25 protein-coding genes and 1 pseudogene are annotated in these 21,852 nt (G+C 61.3%); 10 read left to right on the plus strand and 16 right to left on the minus strand.

Going from position 1 to position 21,852, the window contains the following annotated elements; genetic code table 11:
* Positions 1-160: 160 nt before the first annotated feature.
* The 6 genes and pseudogenes from AQS8620_RS13855 to dctP form a co-directional block, all read right to left on the minus strand.
* Positions 161-415, minus strand: a pseudogene (locus AQS8620_RS13855) (transposase); the annotation flags it as partial.
* A gap of 57 nt (positions 416-472) precedes the next feature.
* Positions 473-688, minus strand: coding sequence for a hypothetical protein (locus AQS8620_RS13860; RefSeq protein ID WP_085837618.1), 216 nt, complete (start codon positions 686-688; stop codon positions 473-475).
* A complete protein-coding gene (locus AQS8620_RS13865; RefSeq protein ID WP_085837619.1) occupies positions 685-1,518 on the minus strand; it encodes a shikimate dehydrogenase family protein in 834 nt (277 codons plus the stop codon). Before AQS8620_RS13865 ends, AQS8620_RS13860 begins: the two co-directional genes overlap by 4 nt.
* Before the next feature lie 24 nt (positions 1,519-1,542).
* A complete protein-coding gene (locus AQS8620_RS13870; RefSeq protein WP_085837620.1) occupies positions 1,543-2,838 on the minus strand; it encodes a TRAP transporter large permease in 1,296 nt (431 codons plus the stop codon).
* On the minus strand, positions 2,835-3,401 hold the full coding sequence (locus tag AQS8620_RS13875) for a TRAP transporter small permease (protein WP_085837621.1): 567 nt from the start codon (positions 3,399-3,401) through the stop codon (positions 2,835-2,837). The genes AQS8620_RS13870 and AQS8620_RS13875 overlap by 4 nt, the downstream gene beginning before the upstream one ends.
* Before the next feature lie 95 nt (positions 3,402-3,496).
* Positions 3,497-4,501, minus strand: a complete 1,005-nt coding sequence (dctP, locus tag AQS8620_RS13880; RefSeq protein ID WP_085837622.1) for a TRAP transporter substrate-binding protein DctP — start codon at positions 4,499-4,501, stop codon at positions 3,497-3,499.
* A gap of 185 nt (positions 4,502-4,686) precedes the next feature.
* Here dctP and AQS8620_RS13885 point away from each other — a divergent pair, with 185 nt between their 5' ends.
* Genes AQS8620_RS13885 through AQS8620_RS13915 form a run of 7 tightly spaced genes read left to right on the plus strand, consistent with a single transcriptional unit; the run spans position 4,687 to position 9,780 of the window.
* Positions 4,687-5,427, plus strand: coding sequence for a GntR family transcriptional regulator (locus AQS8620_RS13885; protein WP_159453254.1), 741 nt, complete (start codon positions 4,687-4,689; stop codon positions 5,425-5,427).
* Positions 5,427-6,218, plus strand: coding sequence for a sugar phosphate isomerase/epimerase family protein (locus AQS8620_RS13890; RefSeq protein ID WP_085837624.1), 792 nt, complete (start codon positions 5,427-5,429; stop codon positions 6,216-6,218). The genes AQS8620_RS13885 and AQS8620_RS13890 overlap by 1 nt, the downstream gene beginning before the upstream one ends.
* Positions 6,209-6,643, plus strand: coding sequence for a type II 3-dehydroquinate dehydratase (gene aroQ, locus AQS8620_RS13895; protein WP_085837625.1), 435 nt, complete (start codon positions 6,209-6,211; stop codon positions 6,641-6,643). Before AQS8620_RS13890 ends, aroQ begins: the two co-directional genes overlap by 10 nt.
* A 25-nt stretch (positions 6,644-6,668) precedes the next feature.
* Complete coding sequence (locus AQS8620_RS13900) at positions 6,669-7,562, plus strand: dioxygenase family protein (protein WP_085837626.1); 894 nt, start codon at positions 6,669-6,671, stop codon at positions 7,560-7,562.
* Positions 7,563-7,568: 6 nt separating this feature from the next.
* Positions 7,569-8,351 carry a 2-oxo-hept-4-ene-1,7-dioate hydratase gene (hpaH, locus tag AQS8620_RS13905; protein WP_085837627.1) on the plus strand — a complete coding sequence of 261 codons (783 nt, stop codon included), beginning with the start codon at positions 7,569-7,571 and terminating at the stop codon, positions 8,349-8,351.
* A 23-nt stretch (positions 8,352-8,374) separates the two neighbouring features.
* The gene (locus tag AQS8620_RS13910; protein WP_085837628.1) at positions 8,375-9,136 is read left to right on the plus strand and encodes an HpcH/HpaI aldolase family protein; all 762 of its coding nucleotides are present in this window, start codon (positions 8,375-8,377) and stop codon (positions 9,134-9,136) included.
* Positions 9,137-9,138: 2 nt separating this feature from the next.
* The gene (locus AQS8620_RS13915; RefSeq protein ID WP_085837629.1) at positions 9,139-9,780 is read left to right on the plus strand and encodes a transporter substrate-binding domain-containing protein; all 642 of its coding nucleotides are present in this window, start codon (positions 9,139-9,141) and stop codon (positions 9,778-9,780) included.
* Positions 9,781-9,889: 109 nt separating this feature from the next.
* Here AQS8620_RS13915 and AQS8620_RS13920 read toward each other — a convergent pair whose 3' ends face one another.
* The 6 genes from AQS8620_RS13920 to AQS8620_RS13945 form a co-directional block, all read right to left on the minus strand.
* Entirely contained in the window at positions 9,890-11,077 is a 1,188-nt protein-coding gene (locus tag AQS8620_RS13920; RefSeq protein WP_085837630.1) for an NAD(P)/FAD-dependent oxidoreductase, read from the minus strand.
* A 3-nt stretch (positions 11,078-11,080) separates the two neighbouring features.
* Positions 11,081-11,389 (minus strand): MocE family 2Fe-2S type ferredoxin, encoded by a 309-nt coding sequence (locus AQS8620_RS13925; RefSeq protein ID WP_085837631.1) that lies wholly within the window; start codon positions 11,387-11,389, stop codon positions 11,081-11,083.
* A 150-nt stretch (positions 11,390-11,539) separates the two neighbouring features.
* Positions 11,540-12,358: an ATP-binding cassette domain-containing protein gene (locus AQS8620_RS13930; protein WP_085837632.1), complete on the minus strand. Its 819-nt coding sequence runs from the start codon at positions 12,356-12,358 to the stop codon at positions 11,540-11,542.
* Positions 12,359-12,368: 10 nt separating this feature from the next.
* Entirely contained in the window at positions 12,369-13,364 is a 996-nt protein-coding gene (locus tag AQS8620_RS13935; protein WP_085837633.1) for an ABC transporter permease, read from the minus strand.
* 103 nt (positions 13,365-13,467) lie between these two features.
* A complete protein-coding gene (locus tag AQS8620_RS13940) occupies positions 13,468-14,433 on the minus strand; it encodes a substrate-binding domain-containing protein (protein ID WP_085837634.1) in 966 nt (321 codons plus the stop codon).
* A 169-nt stretch (positions 14,434-14,602) separates the two neighbouring features.
* On the minus strand, positions 14,603-15,625 hold the full coding sequence (locus AQS8620_RS13945) for a sterol desaturase family protein (protein ID WP_085837635.1): 1,023 nt from the start codon (positions 15,623-15,625) through the stop codon (positions 14,603-14,605).
* A gap of 218 nt (positions 15,626-15,843) precedes the next feature.
* On the opposite strand from AQS8620_RS13945, the gene AQS8620_RS13950 reads away from it, so the two are divergent.
* From AQS8620_RS13950 to AQS8620_RS13960, 3 genes are all read left to right on the plus strand, one after another.
* Positions 15,844-16,902 carry a LacI family DNA-binding transcriptional regulator gene (locus AQS8620_RS13950; RefSeq protein WP_085837636.1) on the plus strand — a complete coding sequence of 353 codons (1,059 nt, stop codon included), beginning with the start codon at positions 15,844-15,846 and terminating at the stop codon, positions 16,900-16,902.
* Between the two features lie 143 nt (positions 16,903-17,045).
* The gene (locus AQS8620_RS13955) at positions 17,046-18,020 is read left to right on the plus strand and encodes an aldo/keto reductase (RefSeq protein WP_085837637.1); all 975 of its coding nucleotides are present in this window, start codon (positions 17,046-17,048) and stop codon (positions 18,018-18,020) included.
* Positions 17,996-18,703, plus strand: a complete 708-nt coding sequence (locus AQS8620_RS13960) for a creatininase family protein (protein WP_085837638.1) — start codon at positions 17,996-17,998, stop codon at positions 18,701-18,703. The genes AQS8620_RS13955 and AQS8620_RS13960 overlap by 25 nt, the downstream gene beginning before the upstream one ends.
* Before the next feature lie 69 nt (positions 18,704-18,772).
* On the opposite strand, the gene AQS8620_RS13965 is transcribed toward AQS8620_RS13960, so the two are convergent.
* The 4 genes from AQS8620_RS13965 to AQS8620_RS13980 all read right to left on the minus strand — a co-directional run bounded on the left by AQS8620_RS13965 (position 18,773) and on the right by AQS8620_RS13980 (position 21,844).
* Positions 18,773-18,994 (minus strand): hypothetical protein, encoded by a 222-nt coding sequence (locus AQS8620_RS13965; RefSeq protein WP_085837639.1) that lies wholly within the window; start codon positions 18,992-18,994, stop codon positions 18,773-18,775.
* A gap of 58 nt (positions 18,995-19,052) precedes the next feature.
* Positions 19,053-19,958 carry a myo-inosose-2 dehydratase gene (gene iolE / locus AQS8620_RS13970; protein WP_085837640.1) on the minus strand — a complete coding sequence of 302 codons (906 nt, stop codon included), beginning with the start codon at positions 19,956-19,958 and terminating at the stop codon, positions 19,053-19,055.
* Between the two features lie 80 nt (positions 19,959-20,038).
* Positions 20,039-20,824 (minus strand): TIM barrel protein, encoded by a 786-nt coding sequence (locus tag AQS8620_RS13975; protein WP_085837641.1) that lies wholly within the window; start codon positions 20,822-20,824, stop codon positions 20,039-20,041.
* A gap of 9 nt (positions 20,825-20,833) precedes the next feature.
* Positions 20,834-21,844, minus strand: a complete 1,011-nt coding sequence (locus AQS8620_RS13980; RefSeq protein WP_085837642.1) for a Gfo/Idh/MocA family protein — start codon at positions 21,842-21,844, stop codon at positions 20,834-20,836.
* Positions 21,845-21,852: the final 8 nt, after the last annotated feature.

Consider the following 21,852-nt stretch of genomic DNA (forward strand, 5'->3'; position numbering starts at 1 on the left):
CACAACCGCGACGTCACCACTCTCAAGTGCGCATCAGCCCATGTGCCACGTTTTTTAACGGGGTCCAGCCCACCAATAAGCCATCGGCAACTGCCCTTCGGCGTCAGTGTAGCACAGGCTGTTTCTACCGCGCACAGGCGGGCGTCGGCCCAGAATGGTTTTTTAGGATGTCGCGCTCCGCCTTCAGCTTTGCGACCTCTCGTCTAAGGCTGCGAACCTCTTCGTCCTCGGGCTTCAGTTGACCTTTGCCGGGGAAGGCATCCTGTCCGCTTGATCCAAACTCTCGGACCCACCGGCGCAGCACTGTCGCATGCTCATCCAAATCCCTTGATGCTTGTGCCACGCTTACACCCCGCGCGACAACAAGCTGTGACGCCTCACGCTTAAACTCAGGACTGTAAACGCTTCTCGCCATTGCTGATCTCCAATCTCATAAACACCTTATCTCGGTGGCCACGAAACAGGCAGCAGCTCAGTTGTCGTCGCCCTCGCCCGAGTTCGGCTGAACCAGCAGCGCGTGGCCGAGATTATGGGCCTCAAAGACACGGGTGATCTGTGCGGCGGTCGCAATTTCCTGCCCGGTCGGGTGAAACGGAGACGCGGGGTTGTAGGCAAATCTTTTCGGATCGAAAATATGGCAGTGGCAATCGATCCTGCGCTCTGCCTGCACGACGCTTTGTGTCATCATCCCGCGATCCTGGCGACCTCGCGCAGCTCATCGGGGGTGGTGGTGGGGAACCCGAAAAATTCCAGATAGGCCGGAATTTGTTCGAACAACATGTCGGTGCCGACCTGAAATGCGCAGCCCTTTTCACGCACCGCTGCAAGAAAGGGGGTGATTTCCTGTTTCATCACCACTTCGCCCACAAAGGTCTCCGGCGCGATACGGCTCACATCCATCGGCAGCGGATCACCCTCTTTCATCCCAAGCGGGGTCGCATTGACCACCACGTCAAAACCCGCAGGATCTTTCGACCCCGTGGTCACGGTCAAATCGGGACAATGCTGTTCCAGACGCATGGCGAGAGCGTTCATCATCGGTTCAAAGCTGTCGAACACTGCCATGCTGGCAACGCCGGCCTTGGCCAGCGAGGCGGCAATCGCCGAGCCCACGCCGCCCGATCCCACGACCAGTACCCGCGCACCCGCCAGGGTTACCCCCTTGCGCAGCGCCCCGCGCACAAAACCCTCGCCGTCGAACTGGTCGCCGACCAACGCCCCGTCCGCACCCAGACGGATCGCGTTGCATGACCCTGCCACGCGCGCGGTCGTCAGGGTTTCATCGAGCAGCGCCATGGTCGTGATCTTGTGCGGCATCGTCACCAGCGCGCCGTGGATGTTCGACAGGCGGAACACCAGCTTTAGAAACTCCGGGTAGTCCTCGGATTTACAGCCCATCGGCATTACCACAGCATCGATGTCGTGCTTGGTGAAATAGGGGTTGTAGATCATCGGCGCCCGAAAGGATTCGGTCGGATAGCCAAGGTGGGCGATCAGTTTTGTCTTGCCAGAAATCATCGAAAGTACCTTTGTCGCAAGTCGTTATCCGTCATAGCCAAACAGACGGGGGAGGAAGAGAACGATGCCGGGGAAAAAGATGAGGGCGAGCAGGGCCGCCACCAGCACAGCGAGAAACGGCAGAACCTCGCGGATGATGTCGCGCAGGGAAATCCCCGTCACCGCGTTGATGACGAACAGTAGAATGCCGTAGGGGGGCGTGATCAGACCGATCATGCAGTTCACCACGATGACCACCCCGAAATGCACCAGATCAATGCCAAGCAGGTTACAGGTCGGAATGAACAGCGGGATGATGACGAGGATGATCGTCGTCGCATCCAGCAAACATCCCAGCACCAGCACCAACAGGTTCACCGCCAGAAAGAAGGTCAGGGGCGAGACATCGACCTCGACCAGATAGGCGGCCAGAAGCGCGGGAATGTTCTCGGAGGCGACGATATAGTTGAGGATCAGCGCGCTGCCGATCACGATCCCGACGGCCGCCGAGGAGCGCGCACTATCGACCAGAATGGTGTAGAGCGTGCGCAGCTTCAACGCGCGGTAAAAGAACACCGACAGGATCAGCGCATAGGCGGCGGCCACGGCGGCGGCTTCGGTCGGCGTGGTGACGCCCCCGTAAATCCCGTAGAGCAGGATCACCGGCATCATCAGCGCCGGAAAGGCCCGCGCCGTTACCTTGGGCAGCTCGCGCAGCGGCACCGCTTCTTCGGTGGCAAACCCGCGCCGATGGGAAATCCAGTAGTTCATGGCCATCAACACCCCGCCCATCAACAGGCCCGGACCGATGCCGCCCAGAAACAGCGCCCCGATCGAGGCGTTGGACACCAGCGCATAAAGCACCATGGGGATCGAGGGGGGAATGATCGGGCCGATGGTGGCCGAGGCGGCAGTGATGGCGGCGGCATAGCCCGGCGGGAACCGGCCGTCCTTGCGCATCATGTCGATGATGATTTTGCCGATACCGGCCGCATCAGCAACCGCAGAGCCGGACATGCCCGAAAAAATCAGCGAAGCCATGACGTTGACGTGGCCAAGCCCGCCCTTGAAACGGCCCACCGTGGCAATACAGAAATTCAGCAACCGGTCGGAAATCGAGCCGGCATTCATGATGTTGGAGGCGACGATAAACAGCGGCACCGCCAGGAGAAGGAAGCTTTGGTAGATCCCGTCGACCAGCGTTTTGCCAACCAGCCCCACGGAGGTGCCGCTCGACATCATATAGACCATGGCGGCCAGAATGATGGCATAGGCAATGGGCATGCCGATCCCGGCAAGCAGGAACAACGACCCGATCATTAGCGTGAGTTCAAAGGTCATCTGTCGGCCTCGTCAGTCGTGAAATCATCATAGGGAAGCACGTGCATCTCGCGGTCGGCCCCGTGGCGCAACAAATCGATGACGCGCCACAGATAGCGGGCGCCCACAACGGCAAGGAACAGGAAATAGATCGAATAGATCGGCAACATCTTGACCGGCAGCGTCGCGGAAGATTTGATCCGCAGCAGCTTCATCTTGGCGTAGGTCGGATCGATCGACCCCCACAGCGCGACGATGATCACCACGGCACCAAAAAGCGCGAACACGGTGCGGGTACGCGGACCGGCAAGGTTGTACACGATGTCAAAGGTGACGTGGTCGCGTTCACGCACGATAAAGGCGTTGCCCCAGAAAATCGTCCAGAGCCAGAGCACCAGAATGAACTCGACCGTCCAGCCGAATTGCGAGGCATTGACCGTCGTGCCGAAAATCGACACGAAAAGCGGCGTGCCCACGGCATAGCGCACAAAAATCTGGAGGATAAAGGTGCAAAAAACCACCGCCATCATGGCTGCGGCCACCCCTTCGGTCAGATGCCTGTATAGCGTTGAAATCGTCTTCATGGGGCCCCCTCCCGAACTGTCAAACAACCGGCTGTACCGGCAAGGGGCGACACGGCAACCGCACCGCCCCCCATCTCGCTCCGTCTCGTTCGGTCTTAGTTGCTGCCAAGCGCGTTGATGGCTTCCAAGGTGCCCTCGGGCCAGTCGGCGGCATAGTCACTGCCCAGATAGGCCGCCTGCACCGTCTCGCGGAACGCCGCTACATCCGGCTCGTACAGCTCCATCCCCTGCTCTTCCAGAAAGGACACAAGCTCGCTTTCTTTGGAAAGCTGCGCCTCGCGCTCGCTATCCCCGGCTGCCACGGCTGCGGCGGTAATCGCTTCCTGCTGCTCGGCGCTCAGACCGTTGAACAGCTCGGAAGAAATCGCGATGAAGTTCCAGTCGACCAGATGGGAGGTCAACGCGATCTGCTTGGTCACCTCGAAGAGCTTGGAATCGACCACCGTAGGCAGCGGGTTGTCCTGACCATCCACAGCGCCGGTTTGCAGCGCGGTATAGACTTCGGCAAAGGCCATCGGCGTCGGGTTTGCCCCCAGCGCACGGCCAAGGAATTGCCAGGCATCCGAGCCGGGCATGCGCAGGTTGATCCCCGACAGATCCGCGGGGGTCTTCACATCAACCTCGGCGCGGGTCTGGCGCAGGTTGACGTGACGGCGACCCAGATACATCGGGGCAAGCAGACGCACCCCCAGCTCGTCCTCGACCTTTTGCTTGAACGGGTCCATCAGCGAATTGTTGAACACGGCAACCTGATGGTCGGCGTCCTGCATCACGTAGCCGGCGGCGAAAATCGACCATTCGGGAAAGAAGGTCGCAAGCTCCTGCGCCGAGGTGATCGACATCTCCAGATCGCCCGTGGCAATCGCTTCCAGTTCACTCCCCTGCGCAAAGAGCGTGGCATTCCAATGCGGCTCGAAAGTCGCAAATTCGGAAACTGCCGGGCCAAAAACCTCCACCATGGCCACAGCGCGCTGATCAGTATCCGAGTTTACGGCCGACAGGCGCAGGTTGATCTTGTCTTGCGCAAAAGCAGCGCCCGAGGTCAGCGCCAAGGCGGCGCTTGCCGCCAAAAGCGTCCGGCGGGTCAAATTCGTCATCATAGTATCATCCTCCCTTTATGACTGACGGCCCTTTTCGTGTGGTCCGCACAAATCGTGATGCCTGTTCTAAGCAACAAAATCCACACCGTCCAGTAAAATCGATTTCTTAACGTTCAATCTATTTTGCTGGTTTACATCGGATCTCAAGATCACCTATGGTTGCGGACATTAGAGGAAGTGAACCAATGGCCGAGCTACATGACATCCCCAAGCCCGAGGGCAAGCCGACCATCGCCGGTCAAACCGAGGCCAAGTTACGCCATGACATTTTGCACGGCACCCTTGCGCCGGGCACCAAACTGAACCTCGACAAGCTTCGCGAAACCATGGGGGTCGGACTGTCGCCCCTGCGCGAGGCGGTGACGCGGCTGGTCTCGGACGGGCTTCTGGAAGTGGCTGCGCAGCGCGGCTATTCGGTGACGCCCGTTTCTGTTGCCAACCTCGACGAGGTCGGTGCGCTGCGGATCGAGTTGGAACCCTACGCCCTGCGCCAAGCCATCGCCAATGGCGGGCTGGAATGGGAAACCGCCGTCATGGGCGCGCTTTACCGCCTCAACAAAACCGACCGTATTGCCGGCAATAGTGACAGCCTTGCCCAATGGGAAGCCGCCAACGAAGCCTTCCACTACACGCTGATTGCGCGCTGCGACATGCCGCTGCTGCTCAAGATGTACCGCTCTCTGGTCAGCCTTAGCGGGCGCTACCGCCATATCTACCTCAAAACCGCCACCGTCCAGCGCGACGTGCAGGCCGAGCATACGGCCATCGCCCAAGCCGCCGTCGAGCGGCGCGCCGACGAGGCCGCGGCCCTGTTGTCACAGCATATCCGCAATTCGACCAGCAACCTGCGCCGCCTGATTGTTGCCGACCTGCCCGCGCAACCACCGCACGCAACATCCGAGACGGCGCCGCAGGACGACATCTGATGCAAAGCCTCGGCCTTGGGCATTTTACCTTTCTCGATCACTCTCCCGTGGAACTGGTCCGCCTTGCCCGCGGGGCGGGGTTTGCCTTCGTCGGTTTGCGGTTCCATCCCGTGGCACGCGACCAGCTCAACTGGCTGCCCGACGCCGCAGGGCTGCGCGAACTGCAAAAGGTGATGCAGGGCGAGGGCGTGACGCTCTACGACATCGAAACCGTGGTGATCGATGCAGCCCTCGATCCCCGCGACCTCCTTGGCGCGCTTGAGGCCGCTGCAACGCTTGGGGCGCGCCGCCTCAACACCTGCGCCGATCTGTTTGACGGGCTGCCCGACACTTTTGCCCGCATTTGCGCTCTGGCCGAAAGCTTTGGCATGGGGGTCGACCTCGAATGTATGGCGTGGCGCGGCCTGAACACTCCGGCGGCCTGCCTAGATCTGATCGAGCGCGCCGGCGCATCGAATGCCGCCTATCTGGTTGATGCGCTGCATCATTTCCGCTGTGGCGGCACCGTGCGCGACCTGCCCGCCGCGCGGATCGCCTCCGCCCAGCTTTGCGATGCGCCGCTGACGCCGCCGCAGGGCACCGATGGCCTTTTGGCCGAGGCGCGGGGCGGGCGGCTTTTGCCCGATGCGGGGGGCTTATCCCTGCGCGAACTTGTGGCCGCCCTGCCCGCCGATACCGTCATCTCGGTCGAATTGCCCAATGCCACCGATCTCCGCCCGCCGCTGGAACGCGCCCGCGCCATCCACGCCGCCACCTTTCCGCTTCTCAACAAGGCAGCGCCATGCCCCTGATTTACGTTCTCAACGGACCAAACCTGAACCTTCTGGGCAAACGCCAGCCTGCCATCTACGGCCATGAAACACTGGCCGATGTCGCCGCCCTGTGCACCGCCGCCTGCGCTGCCGGTTTCGAGACAAAGCTGTTGCAGTCCAATCACGAGGGCGAACTCATCGATTGGGTTCATGAGGCCCGCGACACAGCCGCCGGCATCGTGATCAACCCCGGCGCCCTCACCCATACCTCCATCGCCTTGATGGATGCGCTCAATACCTTCGAGCCGCCGGTGATCGAAGTGCACATCAGCCAGGTCCACAAACGCGAGGCCTTTCGCCACCATTCCTATGTCTCGCTGCGCGCCGATGGCGTGATCGCCGGACTGGGCACCGAAGGATACGCCGCCGCGGTACGCCGCATTTGCCAGCTCGCGCGCGCCTGACGACGGCAGTTTTAGGGAAACAACCATGACACTCATTGCCAGCCAACAAGATGTGACCCCTGCGGTTCTCAAGGTCATGCAACAGACCAACGATCCGCGTCTGCGCGAGATCATGACCAGCCTCATCACCCATCTGCACGCCTTTGTGCGCGATGTGCGTCTGAGCGAAAAAGAGTTCCAGCAGGCCACGCGCATTCTCAACACCATGGGCCAGCAAACCAGCGACACGCACAATGAATTCGTGCTGATGGCCGGATCGCTGGGCGTCTCCTCGCTGGTCTGCCTGCTCAACAACGGCGACAATGGCACCACCGAAACCACCCAGTCCCTGCTCGGCCCGTTCTGGCGCCTGAACCAGCCGCTGACCGAAAACGGCGGCTCGATCCTGCGCTCGGACACGCCCGGCCCGCGGCTCTATGGCACCTTCCATTTTCGCGACCCCGAGGGCGCGCCGATCGAGGGGCTCGAAGTCGATATCTGGCATGCCTCGCCCATCGGCCTGTACGAAAATCAGGACGAAAGTCAGGCCGATTACAACCTGCGCGGCAAGTTCCTCACCGATGCCCAGGGCATTGTCCGGTTCAAATCCGTCAAACCCATCGGCTATCCCATTCCGACGAATACCACTGTCGGCACCCTGCTCGAGGCCCAGAACCGGCATCCCTACCGCCCCGCGCATGTCCATGTTCTGGCCCATAAAGAAGGGTTCAAGACGTTGATAAACCAGACATATGTCGATGAAACCGACTATCTGACCTCGGATGTCCAATTCGGGGTGACCAAGGCGCTGGTGGGCGCGTTGATCCATCACACCGGCCCGCATCCCGAGGACGGCGATGTCGGCGAATGGTTCACGCTGGAACATACCCTGACCCTTGAGCCGGGCGTCTCCACCCTTCCTATTCCTCCGATCAAGTGAGCTGACATGCTAACCGACCAACAACGCCAAGACGCCGCCGACGCCATTCTGGCCGCCGAAAAAAGCCGCATTGTCTGCCCGCAGCTTTCCCAGACCTGGCCCGAGATGACGCTTGAAGACGCCTATGACGTCCAGCGCCGCTGGGCCGACGCGCGCATTGCCGCCGGGGCCAAGATCGTGGGTCGCAAGATCGGTCTGACGAGCCGTGCGATGCAGCAGGCCTCCAAAATGACCGAACCCGACTACGGGGTCATTCTCGATGATGCGCTGTTTTATGACGGTGCGCGGATTTCTGCGGGCACCTTCATCAAACCGCGCCTTGAGGTCGAACTGGCCTTTGTCATGGGCGAGGATCTGTCGGGCGCCGGCTGTCAGGTGCATGACGTGCTGCGCGCCACCGAATTTGTCCAGCCCGCGCTCGAAATCATCGACTACCGCACCAAAGTGCCGCGCCAGATCGTCGATACCATCGCCGATAACGCCGCTTTCGGGGCCATCGTCCTTGGCGGTCGGGTGATCGAACCCTTCGAGGTCGATCTGCGCTGGGTCGGGGCCACCCTGTCGCAAAACGGTGTGATCGAGGAAACCGGTCTTTCGGCAGGCGTGATGGGCCATCCGGCCGCGGGTCTGGCCTGGCTCGTCCGCAAGCTTGCACCCTTGGGCGGCGGGCTGAAAAAGGGCGACATCGTGCTGGGCGGCTCCTTTACCCGCCCCGTCGATATTACCTCGGGCGACGTGATCTTTGCCGATTACGGCCCGCTCGGCGCGATCGGCGTCAGCTTCGAATAACGCGGCACAAAAGGATCTCTCCCATGGATATGCCCAAAAACCTGTTCAAAGCGGCCCTGCGCGCGGGGGACACCCAGATCGGCATCTGGAGTGCGCTTTCGGACCCCACCGTGTCGGAAATTCTGGCGGGCTGCGGCTATGACTGGATGATGATCGACACCGAACATTCGCCCATCGGCGCGCCCGAGGTCATCAGCTTTCTGCGCACCCTCGCCCCCTACCCCGTCAGCCCCGTGGTCCGCCCCGGCTGGAACAACCCGGTCGAGATCAAAAAGCTGCTCGACGCGGGCGCGCAAACCCTGCTGATCCCCTATGTCCAGAACGCCGACGAGGCGCGCGCCGCCGTTGCCGCCGTCACCTATCCGTCCAGCGGCATCCGCGGCGTGTCCGGCATCACCCGCGCCTCGCGCTACGGGGCCGTCAGCGGCTATCCCCTGAAGGCGCGCGACGAAATCTGCCTGCTGGTGCAGGTCGAAACCCGCGAAGCGCTCGACAACCTCGACGAGATCGCACAGGTCCCAGGCGTCGACGGGGTGTTCTTTGGCCCTGCCGATCTGGCGGCCAGTTTCGGCTACCTCGGCCAACCCTCCCACCCGGAGGTCAAAGCGGCCATCCTTGACGGCATCGCAAAGCTCAAATCCCTTGGCGTGCCCGCAGGCATCCTGTCGCTGGACCAGGCGTTCCTGCGCGAGACCAAACAGGCCGGCGCCCAGTTCATCGCGGTGGATGTGGACAGTGGCCTGCTGCGCCGCGCGGCCCTTGCCCGTCGCGCCGATTGGTCCTGAGCATGACCGGCATTGCACCGGCATTGCGCGTCGGCTTCAACCTCAACAACACCGCCCTCGTCCAGAAAACGGCGACCGGCTACACCGGGGTGGCACCGGACCTTGCGCGGCGGATCGCCGAGGCGGCGGGGCGTGCGCTTGTGCCGGTGGACTATCCCAACGCGCGCAGCGCCGTCGAGGCAGTGGGCGATGGCTGGGACATCGCCTTTCTCGCGCTTGACCCCGCGCGGGCGGACCGGATGTGTTTCAGCACGCCCTATCACAGCGTCTCGGCCAGCTTCGCAGTGCCCAACGCCCATCCCGCACAAAGCTGCACCGATGTCCTGCACAGCGCGACCCCGATCGCCAGCCCCAAAGGCGCGGCCTTTCACACAAAACTCGTCGCCCTGACCCCGCAGGGCCCGCTGCATACCGCCCCCACGCCTGCCGAGGCCCGCGCCCTGTTCGAGGCCGATAGCACCACCGCGCTGGCCGGCATCCGCGACACCCTGCTTGCCGCCAATCTGGTCGGCTGCCGCGTGCTGAGCGACGAGTTCGCCCGCATCGAACAAGCCATCGCCCTCCCCAAAGGCGCCGACGCGCTGCTGGCGCTGGTCAACGAGATCGTCGAAAGCTTTCTGCACGCACGGGCCACAGACCCCTAGGGGCGACATCGCCTGCGCGCGCCCTGGTGTCGCGCCGAAGAGAAAAGGGCGGCGCATTCGCACGTGCGACCGCCGCCCTGATGGCAGATCACCCTGGTGACAAGGCCCGCTATCTCGCTTTCAGGAGAGCTTTGAGGTTCAGGGCCGGATCGACCAGAACAGCGGGATCAACCGACATCTCGCGCTCGATCAGTTTTTCGAGAACCCGCAGATCCTTGGCGGTGGCGTTTCCCGGACCAATTCCCGCGGCGGCCGACAAGCGCCCGTCGCGGTCGCATTGGACCACGATACATGTGCCGCTCTGCGTTTCGCGTCGATGGATTGGTCGCGTCAGGTCGAATACGCCTGCCACCTGCAAGGTCAGGTCGTATTGATCCGACCAGAACCACGGCACTTTTGCGTAGGATGCATCGCCGCCCATCAGGACAGCGGCGGCATGTGCGCCCTGATCTTGTGCAATCTTCCAGCTTTCAAACCGCATACGGGTTGCGCGCCAGTCGATATTGCAGCAATCGCCAGCCGCGAAGATGTCGCGGGCAGAGGTGCGTAAACCGGCATCGACAACGATGCCGTTCTCGACATGTAACCCTGCCTCTTGGGCAATCTCGGTATTGGGCACTGCACCGACGCCCGCAATCACGGCGTCGAAGTCAAGTTCTGTGCCGTCCCCGAGGGTAATTTGCGTGGCGTTGGCCTGCACGACATCGGTCGAGGTCAGAAGGCGCACACCCTTTTGCGCGTGCAAACCATGCACCACCGAGGCAATTTCCGCGGGGATGGCGCGGCCCAAAAGACGCGGCGCGGCTTCGATCACGCTCACCTCTGCGCCGGCCGCGCGCGCCGTCGCCGCAAGTTCCAGACCAATGAAGCCGCCACCGATGATCCCGATGCGCGCGCCGGGGATCAGGTGCTGCGCGATCCGCCGCATATCGGCGTCGCTGCGCAGGGTCAGGCAGCCCTCCATACCGGGGAAAAGCCGCGCCCGCGCCCCTGTGGCCAACAGCAGTTGGTCAAAGGAAATCACCGTGCCATCGTCAAGCTGCACCTGATGCGCCACCGCATCCAGGGCCACAACACGTAAACCAAGCCGCAAGTCGATTCCCGCATCGGCGTAATCGCTCAGGCTTCGGATCAGCTTTGGCGGCGCTTGTATGTCCTTGGAAAGAGGAGGCCGTTCATAGGGCAGCACGGTTTCTGCCCCGATCAGCGTGACCGAGCCTTCAAAGCCGGCCTCGCGCAGCGCAAAGGCCGCCCGAACCCCGCATTCTCCTGCACCGACGATAACAATCGACTGCATGGATCAGATCTCGATCAGAACGCGACCGCCCTCGACCTTGGTCGGGTAGGTTGCAAGGTTTTCACAGGCGGGGGGCGTTTCGACCTCGCCATCGGCAAAGTTGAAAATCGACGCATGTTTGGGGCACTCGATGGTGTTCTCGACCACAAGCCCGTCGCACAAATGGATTTCCTCATGGGTGCACAGACCATCGGTGCAGAAATAGGCATCCTCATGATTGCGATAGATCGCAAAAGTGCGACCCTCGTGATCAAAGCGGATCACATCCTCGGCGTCGATATCATCGGTGGAACAAGCGTTTATCCAAGGCATGTCAGTCTCGTTTCGTTGAAGTTTCGCAAACGGCTTTTGCGGGGCAAAGGTGGCCAGAACCGCAAGAGCCGGAATAATTCGGGGAGACAGCACCCGGACAGGGCGCGCTGTGGGAGTCGGTCAGCGTGCAGCCGCCCCCCCGATCCGTCGCTAGAGGGTTGCAGGCGACGGATGCCCGTCAGCGGTGGCAAGGTCGCTGCTGATCTGTGCTTCGAGATCGGCCATGGTTTCGCCCCCCGCCATGAGATCGGTGATCTCTTCGCGTGATTTTTGACCTTTGACAAAATCGGCCGCAACCGCACCGCGGATCAGCACCGCAAAATGGTCCCCCACGGCCATGGCGTGCATCACCTGGTGGGTGATGAAAATCACGGCCAGGCCGCGCCGCTGTGCTTCTTTGACGATGCGCAGAACATGGGCGGCCTGTTTGACCCCGAGGGCGGCTGTCGGTTCGTCAAGGATCAGAACGCGGGCGCCAAAATGCACGGCACGCGCAATGGCAAGCGATTGACGCTCGCCGCCCGACAGCCCGCCAATCAGGCGGTCGCCGTCGTCGACGCGGGTGATGCCGAAATCCTGCACCGCTTTGACGGCGATTTCATTCGCCTTTTTACGGTCGTAAATCTTGAACGGCCCCCAGCCTTTGGTCGGCTCGGCCCCGACGAAAAAGCTGCGCCCGATCGACATCAGCGGAAAGGTGCCGCCAAATTGGTGGACGGTGGCGATCCCCATGTCCTGGGCATCGCGCGGCCGGTCAAAGGAGACCTCCTTGCCATCCATCAGGATCTGGCCACGGGTCGGTTTATGCACGCCTGCGAGGGTTTTGATCAGTGTCGATTTACCGGCACCGTTATCGCCCAGCAGACAAAGCACCTCGCCGGCGCGGACCTTGAGAGAAATCTTGTGCAGCACATCGATCGGACCAAAGGATTTATCGACGCTGCGCAGTTCCAGAACGGGAGTGGTCATGATGTGGCCCTCACTTCTTTTTGGGCGCGTAGTTGAGCGCCATATGCCGGAAGGTGTTGTTCATCAAAACGGCTGCCAAAAGCATCACGCCGATGATGAGGCTGGACCAGTTGCGATCAAAGCCGGTGAAATAGATGCCTTGGTTGACCACGGCAAAGGTGATGGTGCCAAACACGATGCCGACCACCGAACCAAAGCCGCCCGTCAGGACCACACCGCCGACCACCACCGAGATGATGACGTTAAAGATGTAGGACATGCCGGCCGAAACCTGCGCGGAGTTGAACAGGATCGCTTGGCACATGCCGACAAAGGACGCGCTGCAGGCGGACAGGATAAAGAGGGTGATGGTGACGCGGGTGGTCGGGATACCGGCGTTGCGCGCGCTTTCACGGTCGCCGCCAAGGGCAAAAATCCAGTTCCCGTATTTGGTGTAGTGGACGTAAAACACCGACACCACACTCACCGCGACCCACCACAGGATGAGGACCTGATAGGTGCCGCCGATGAACTGGCCAAAGATGGCCTTGTACAGGGCGGGGGCCTTGATCGCGACACTCGTCGTGCCGGTGATGAGCACAGACAGGCCAAGGACCATGCCCGCGACCGCAAACAGCGTGCCAAGGGTGACGATCAACGACGGCACCGCGGTGCGGACGACGAGTAACCCGTTGATGGTGCCGATGATGGCGCCAAATCCAAGCACGGCGAGGATGGAGATCCACATGGGCAGCTCGTAGTGACCCGACAGGATGGCCACGATCATCGAGCCTGCGGGGATCATCGAGCCGATGGAAATATCGAGCTCGCCTGCAATCATCAGCAGGCCAACGGGGATCGCGATGATGCCAATGTTGGCCGCGACGTTGAGCCAGCTCGCGATACCGGCGGGTTTGAGGAAGTTCACCCCCCCGAACACCAGAAAGAAGAGGATAACCGCAAGCATTCCCAGAAATGCGCCAGCTTCCGGGCGGCGCAGGAGGTTGCCAATGGATAGGTTTGTCATAGAATTTTTCCCGATTGCGTCCCGATGCGCGCGCCGTTGTCGCGGCCTGCGCCTCTGGGGAGGGGAAGGCCCGCAGCACGCCGCGGGCCAATCCGGTAATGGCTTAACGGTAGCCTTGTTCGCCGCCCGCAAGGGTCGCGTCGATATTGGTCAGGTCAACGATCCCGGGGCCGGTCAGCAGCGGTGAGGTCGCCATGGCAAGCCCGTAGTTGACATAGCCATCCGCCAGGGTGACCGCGAGGAACCCTTGCAGCCACGGCTGTTGGTCGATGGCAAACAGCTGTTCGCTGTCGCGGATACGCTCAAGCCCGGCGACGTTCATGTCAAAGGACCCCAGCTGCACGCTGTCAAGTTTGCCGGCTTGTTGCATGGCGGTATAGGCACTGTCGGCATCGGCCGAGGAAATCGCGAAAACCCCGTCAATCGTGTCATCGCCCAGCAAGGTGGCTTTGATCGCTTCGGCCACGGCTGTCGGATCGCCAAAGGAGCTGGCGGGCAGCGGCAATTGCTCGGCGGTGACCCCCGCCTCTGCCATACCGTCTGCCAGACCGCGGCAGCGATCCTCGATATTGCCCGAACCGGGCACGGTATTGACGCAGATGACATGTTTCGCGCCGTGCTCGGCAAAATATTTGCCGCCCGCAAACCCTGCGGGATATTCTTCGTTGCCGATGTAGTTGATCGCGCCCAGTTCGGCCGCCTTCTCGCCACCGCCTGCGTTATAGAGGATCACCGCAATGCCTGCGTTCATCGCCGCCTTGATGGCTTCGTCCTGAGTATCGGGCACCCAGTTGGGCACGGCAATGATATCGACATTCTGGCTCATCGCAGTGCGCACAAGGTTGGCCGCATCGCCGCCGATGTTGTCATAGGTTTGCAGCTGCAGGTAGTTCACCGTGCCACCATGCGCTTCGACCACCAGGGTCGCATCGGTGATCCCCTTTGCGATTTTGGCAAAGAAGGCATCATCCGATTTACCGCCAATGATGGCGATGTCTGCGGCAGATGCGGTGGTCACGCAAACTGCGGCGACGGCGGCACCCGCCATGAGGGTTCTGAGTTTAGACATTTAGGTTCCTCCCTGTTTTTGTTTCTCAATAACGATCGGTACACCGGTTTGGGCACCTTCGGATTTGCCCCGCTTTGGCGCTATGTGGCGCGGTGTGATCGCGATCTCTCGCCTGCGCCAAACCGGTCTCCTCAGCTCGGTTTGCGCGCAGTCGATCCCTTTCGCGGGCCTACTCGGCCGGCGTTGTTCCCTTGGCCGCATTTGCCCGGGCCTTCTTGCGGCGAAAGCGCTCCTTCATGATCTGGTCGCCCTCAGGGGTGCCATCGTGCCAAGTGCCCATCCAGCGGTCCAGTGGCATCATCCCGTCTGCGTAGTTCACCTCGAAATATTTGTGGTGCAGGTAATGCGCATAGGCATGTGTGGTCACCGCGCTGTCTTCGCCTGCCTCGAGCTTGTCAAAGCCGACATGCCCCACGACAGCGCCCGTCCCTGACAGCTGCAAATGGTACAGCAGCAACAGCGGATGCGAGGGGACGATGAGGTGGATCAGCGTGCCCGACCAGTAGAGCAGATGCTCGACAGGATGCATCGACAACGAGGACCACGGCGAGGGGTTGATCGAATTGTGGTGAACCGAATGCACCCACTTGTAGAGCAGAGGGGTGTGGATCAGACGGTGGATGCAGTAAAAGTGAAATTCGTGAAAGATCGGCAGGATCAGCCCGACAAAGATCAGCCAGACCGGATGGAGCGAAAACACCGCCCAAGGCCCGACATCATTTGACCACGCCCAGAGCAATAGCACTTCGTAGGCGGTCCAGATCGGCAGACCGGTGCCAAAGGTGCGGATGATGTTATCGATGTTCTGGCTTTTGAACATGAACACATCCGAAGGGTGTTCGGCGGGAAATTTCGCGTTGTATTTGAAACTCGTTCCCTGACGGCGCTTGATATACAGCCGCGTTTCGAGAAAGCCGTAGAACGCGATGACGAGGGCGGCGTTGCGCGCCAGAAGATACAGCGGCCAGCCCCATGTCAGATCCTGCATGGTCTCGCGCGCGGGTGTCATGAAAAACCAGAACACCGCCGCAATGGCGAAAAACAGCGCGTTCCACGGCAGAAAATACCCCGGCAACCAGCGTATGAATTTGCTGATGCTCCACGGCCAGACAAACAGCGGCGCGCTGCCCAAGGCCTCATTGGGACGCCAGTTCCCGCGTTTGTCACGTGTGCCGAATTTCAAGTCATCCATGCGGTCCTCCCAAGACAGGCTCTGCTCCTGTCTTTTTCTTGCCGTCTAAAGTGCTGCTAAAATCCCTGATCGAAAGCCGGATGCCGGTCCCGATTCCTCCGTTAGCCAGTGTGAAAACCTTAACTTCCGCCTGCGGCAATCTCACGCAGACAACTGATTGATTTACATCAGTCGTCGTGCGAAAGTGAAATCAGTTTCCAAAAAGTATAGTGAAAACAATGGCCCCAACCGAAAAGCCGCGCCCTAAACTAAAGGATGTCGCCCGTCTGGCGGGCGTCGGTTCCGCGACAGTGGACCGCGTGCTCAACGAGCGCGGCAATGTGAGCGAGGAGGTGCGGCGCAAGGTGATCGAGGCCGCGCGTGAAATCGGCCTGCGCCGTCAATTGCCGCCCTCCTATATGCCGCTCGTCCGCATCAATCTGGTGCTTGCGCGCCCCGACCTGCCGCTGTTGCAACGCATGGCGACGGAATTTCGCGACCTTGCCAAAACCATAGATCGCCGGGTGCGGCTGCAAATCACCAAGCTGCCCGACGAGGATCCGCACACCATCGGAGAGGCTCTGCGCGCAACACAGTGCAACGCAGTTGTGGTTTATGCGCAGGACAGCGCCGTGATCCGCACGGCGATTGCCGATCTTGAGGCGCGCGGCATCCCGGTCATCACCATCATTTCCGATCTGCCTGCCTCCAAACGGCTGGCCTATGCGGGCACCGATCACCATGCGGCGGGGCGCACCACGGGCTTTTTCTTGTCGCGCATGATTCCTGCGGGCGGGCCGGTCGTCGTACTGTGCAATCAGCTTGGCTTTAGTTCCCACGCCGAACGGGTAGAAGGGCTGCGGGCCTATTTTGCCGAGCGCGCGCCGCATCTGATGATCGAACGGGTGATCGAGGGGCTCGATGACAGGGTCCGCACAAGGGCGCGGCTTGAAACCGCCTTTCACGAATGCCCCGATACCGTGGCCGTGTATAACGTGGGGGCGGCAAACCTTGGGGTGCGCGCGGCGATCGAGGCCGATATCCTGCCGCGCCGGCCGCTATTTGTCGGGCATGAATTGACTGTCCACACAACGCGGATGCTGCGCGAGGGGTTGATGACGCTGACGCTGGATCAAAACCCCCGCCTGCAAGCGCGCTTTACGCTGGATGTGCTACTTGACCACTTCGGATACGAGGGGATGAGCGTCACGCGGCCCTACCAGTCGAACGTGCCGATTGTGCTTTATAGCCCCGAAAACATACCGACCGGCCCGGACGGACTGTTGATCGCGCCCTGACGCAGTCGCCAAATCCCGCGTTTTGCTCGCTTTGATTGTTTCACATCAGTGTCGGGCGTAACCCCCGAGCCGCAGTTTCGATAGCCTGTGCCCAATGAAAACGAACCGCCCTCTTGTCGGGGACGGACAGGGAGGGGCAGCAGATGCAGTATCGCGATTTTGGACGGACCGGATGGAAAGTGTCGGAAATCGGCTTTGGGGGATGGCAGATCGGGGGCGCTTGGGGCGCGGTGGACGATGACGCCTCGGTGCGCACGCTGTTGCATGCCTTCGAGCGCGGGATCAATTTTGTCGATACGGCTGAACTATACGGCGCAGGCCATTCGGAAACGGTCATCGGACGGGCGCTCAAGCAATGGCGCGGTCCCAAAATCTATGTGGCGACCAAGGCCCAGCCCACAGTCTGGCCGAACCCCTCTGACAATGCGCCCGCGTTTCGCGCCAGATTTCCCGCATGGCATCTGCGCGAGAACGTCGAAAACTCGCTTAAACGTCTTGGCGTCGAGCGGCTCGACCTGTTCCAACTTCATACTTGGGGGCCGACAGGGCATCTCGAACTCGACTGGCTGGAAACGCTCAACGCCCTGCGCGCGGAGGGCAAGATCGACCAGATCGGCGTGTCCTTGCGCGACAACCAGGCCGATGAAGGGGTGGATTTGGCCCGGCTCGGACTTGTCGCCTCCGAGCAGGTGATCTTCAACATGTTCGAACAACATCCGCGAGAGCGCCTTTTCCCCGCGGCGCAAAGCACGAATACAGCGATCATCGCGCGGGTTCCCCTCGATAGTGGCGCCTTGGTGGGCCATTGGACGCCCGACAGTTACGCGCACTGGCAAGAGGGCTCTCAGCAGCATCAGATGTTTCGCGGCGAGCGCTTTGGCGAAACCCTGAAGCGGGTCGAAGCGCTCAAAGCCGAAGTCGGCGCGCAGTACGCAACACTCGCCGAAGCAGCGATGCGGTATGTTCTGTCGCATCAGGCTGTGAGCGTCTTGATTCCGGGAATGAAAACGCCCCAGGAGGTCGATATGAACATCGCCTACTCCGATGGAGGCCTGTTGCCCGAGGCCCTCATCGAGCGGCTGAAAAACCACGCATGGACACGGAATTTTTACGTATGACGAGACAGTTGGAACGACTTCGGCCGCATGAAATTCGCGCTGAACTGGCGCAACACTCTCTTATCTGGCTTCCGCTGGGCACGATCGAATGGCACTGCGAACATCTGCCGGTCGGACTGGATGCGCTGACAGCCCACGGCCTTTGCCTGGCGGCGGCCCATCGCGCCGGCGGGTTGGTTATGCCGCCGCTCTACTTTGGAACCGGCGGAGGTCACGGCGCCTATCCCTGGACCATCATGATGCCCGGGCCAGAGCAGATCGACGTGCTTCTGGCCCGCACCGCCGAACGGTTACAAGCGATGAAGGTCGAGCGTCTGGTCATTTTCAGCGGTCATTTCGCAGAGGAACAGCTGCAGATGATTGACCGTTTCTCAGAGGTCTGGAATGCCTCAGGTGCCAAACCCCGCATCACGGCAACAGCCGTCAACCGATGCGCCGCAGCGGGGATGGATCCCGATCACGCGGGGGCGTTCGAGACGGTGCTGATGCATGCCATCGCGCCGGAAACAGTCGATCTGTCTTGCCTTCCGGCGCTGGTTGAGGCCCCTGACACCTACGACCGGCACGATCCCGAAAGCCCCATCTGGGGGGTGATCGGCAAAGATCCCCGCACGGTCGATCTGGCCCAGGGCAGCGCATTGCTGGAGCGCATGACCGACTGGCTGTCGCGCCAATCAACCTGAAAAGGCATCCCCCGGAATCCCGGCGCCAAGGGCGACAACAGCCCGTGCGACGGGGCCGCCTTGTCGCGGCTAATCGATGTCTTTTGACGCCTCTGTGGTTTTGCGGGCCTCTTTGTCGGGGTCAAAGGTCACGAAAAACCGGTAGGCCGCGAAGAAGCCGACCGCGCCAAAGAGGATGGCGAATCCGGGCGACCCTGTCGTCAGTTCGACGATGGCCCAGCCCAGAGACAGGATCACGATCCCCAACCGCAGCCAGAGGGGGCGGTAGAATGGCAGGTCGAAATTGAACATCAGGTTTCCTTTCAGTCATGTCCGGCCTGCCCGTTTGCACGATCACAGGGGTCAGCGGTCAGGCAGCCGTCAGTCCCGTTTCGCGGGCAATCCGTTTGAGGGTATGCAGACCGAGGGTCTGGTACAACAGCGGGTTGCGCGTGTGGGGGTCCTGTTCAGCCTCGATCACGATCCAGCCATCATAGCCTGCCTGCGCAAGAATGGCGAGAAGGGGCGCGAAATCCACCGCGCCCTCCTGATCGCCCGGAACGGTAAAGGCACCGGCCAGTACCCCGTCCAGAAAAGACATATCCGCGCTGCGCACGCGGGCGGTGACATCGGGGCGGATGTTTTTGGCGTGGAAATGCGCCACGCGGTGAACATGTTTGCGCAGCACCGCTTCGGGATCGCCACCACCAAACGTACAATGTCCCGCATCAAACAGCAGATGGGTGTGCGGGCCGCTTGCCGCCATAAAGGCGTCGATTTCAGCGGGGCTTTCGACAACGGTTCCCATGTGGTGGTGATAGGCGAGCCGCACGCCCTCACCCGCCAGATAGGCGGCAAACTGTTCCATTTTCTGCGCAAAAGCGGTCATCTCCGCATCGCTCAGAACGGGGCGGTTGTTGACCGGCGTTGTCGGGTTTCCGTGAACCGTGTTGGAACATTCGCACACGATGCACACCGTGCTGCCGGTGTGTTTCAGCTTGGCCAGATGGGGTTGCACAGCGGCAATTTCATCCTCGAGCGAGCGGGTCAAAAGCTCGGTTGAATACCAGCCGGAGACGAATACAAGCCCGTAATCCGCCAGCAAGGCGCGTAACGCCTCGGGGTCGTCTTGCGGCCAGCGATGGCCGTTTTCGATGCCGTCAAAGCCGATCAAACGGCCTGCCTCCTGCAAAATACGCGCGGTGGGAATATCCGCACCGATACTTTGGTCATCATCATTGGCCCATGCGATGGGATTGGTGCCGAAACGGATCATGCTGTGCTCTACTGTGTTGAAAGAAAACGAAAAGGACCCGCCAACAAAGCAGCCGGTCCAAGCCTGGGCACGGCGCGGGCCTAGAGCTGCGCGCTGATGTAATCCATGCTCTCGCGCAGGGCCGCTTGCGGATCAGAGACCTCGTGAACCTCTGTCGCGAAAGGCTCGAAGCTATAGGCCCCCTCATAGCCAAGCGCCGCCAGTTTGCGGATCTGGGCGATGTTTTCGAGACGGTCCGCGCCGTCCACCAAGACCCGATGCCCATCCAGCATGTCCGCGACTGTGACATCGGGATCCGTGACCCCGGAGATATGCACAAGCCCGGTCCATTCGGGGAAGAATTCGGTCTCGCTGGCCAGATGATGGTGGAACGTGTCGTGCATCAGCTTGTAGGTGCTCTCCCCGCCCGCCGCTTTGATCGCCTCGATCGCCACGGATTTCTTGCGCAGCGAGGAGACAGGAAAGCCCAGCGGTTCGACAAGGCCGGTCAGGCCGCGCGCATCCAGGATCGGTTTCATCGCTTTGAGTGCGGCGACGAGATCCTCGAACGACACCTCTGTGCCGTCGTTGAGCGGGCACATCACGAGGGCCTTCGCACCACAGGCCTGTGCGTAATCCGCCATCGCCTGCGCGCGTGCCGGCAAATCGCCCGACCAGACGTTGAAGGGATAGAGCGCGTTGATCGAAATCAGCGTTATGCCCTGGGCCTCGGCCGCTGCCTTGACCTCGGCCGGTGTCATGCTGCCCAGAATGTCGGGCAGGTCGTTGCGGATTTCGACCTCACTGATGCCCAATTCCTTTGACATGGCAAAGAAATCCTCAAGCGAGAGCTTCGGTGCCGCGATATGGTTCATTGCGTAACGCATGGAGAAACCTCAGGAATAAAGCGCAGGACGCGCGGGGTTGGTGATGGTGACGGCGGCGCCGTCCGCATCTTGCGCGGTGACGCAGGCATCGCAGGTCACGGCCGCCATATAGCCGTCCCATGCCGAAGGCCCCGCAGCGGTGCCAGCCGTCGCAGCCTTGATGAAATCCTGAAGCTCGACATCGTAAGACGCCACAAAGCGCTCTTTCCAATCGGTCATGATGTCGTTTTGCAGCTTGGCCCCCAGACGCATGGTGATTGCCTGCGGCTCGGGCAGGTTCGCGGTGCCCTCCTCGCCCACGACCTGACACTGGATGTCGTAGCCGTATTTGCAGTTCACAAAGATCTCGGTGGTGATGACAACGCCCTTGGCCGTGGTCAGCGTGACGATCTGCGGGTCGCGCAGCGCGGCATGCGAGGCCGAGGTCGCGCGCGGAAAGGTCACCCGTGCGGACACGTAATCATCGTCGAGCAACCAGCGGAACACGTCGATTTCATGCACAAATGTGTCGTGGATCGCCATGGGCGTCACATATTGCTCGGGCACGGCGGGGTTGCGATGCGCGGCGTGAACCATAAGCGGCGCGCCGGTGTGGGTGTCGACCGCCGATTTCAGCGCGACATAGCCCGCATCATAGCGACGCATGAAACCCACCTGCACAAGGCGTTTGCCATGGGCCACTTCGGCGTCAACGATGCGTTTCGCACCATCGGCCGTGGTGGCCAGCGGTTTCTCGCAAAAGCAGGGTTTGCCAGCGGCGATGGCGGCCAGAACATAGGCCTCATGGGTCGCGCCGGTGGAGCAAACCAGCACTGCATCCACGTCGCTGGCCGCGATCAGGTCCTCGCCTTTGTCGTAGATTTTCGCATCCGGTGCCAGATCGGCCCCCACGGCGCGGGCCGCATCGGGGGAATAGTCGCTCAGGGCGACGACCTGCGCGCCAGCAAGCACCTGTTGAAGACGGCGGGTATGATCGCGACCGATCATGCCCGTGCCGATTACGCCTACTCTGAGGGTCATTTTGTCAG

This window comes from Aquimixticola soesokkakensis (assembly GCF_900172375.1).
GTDB classification, from domain to species: Bacteria; Pseudomonadota; Alphaproteobacteria; order Rhodobacterales; family Rhodobacteraceae; genus Aquimixticola; species Aquimixticola soesokkakensis.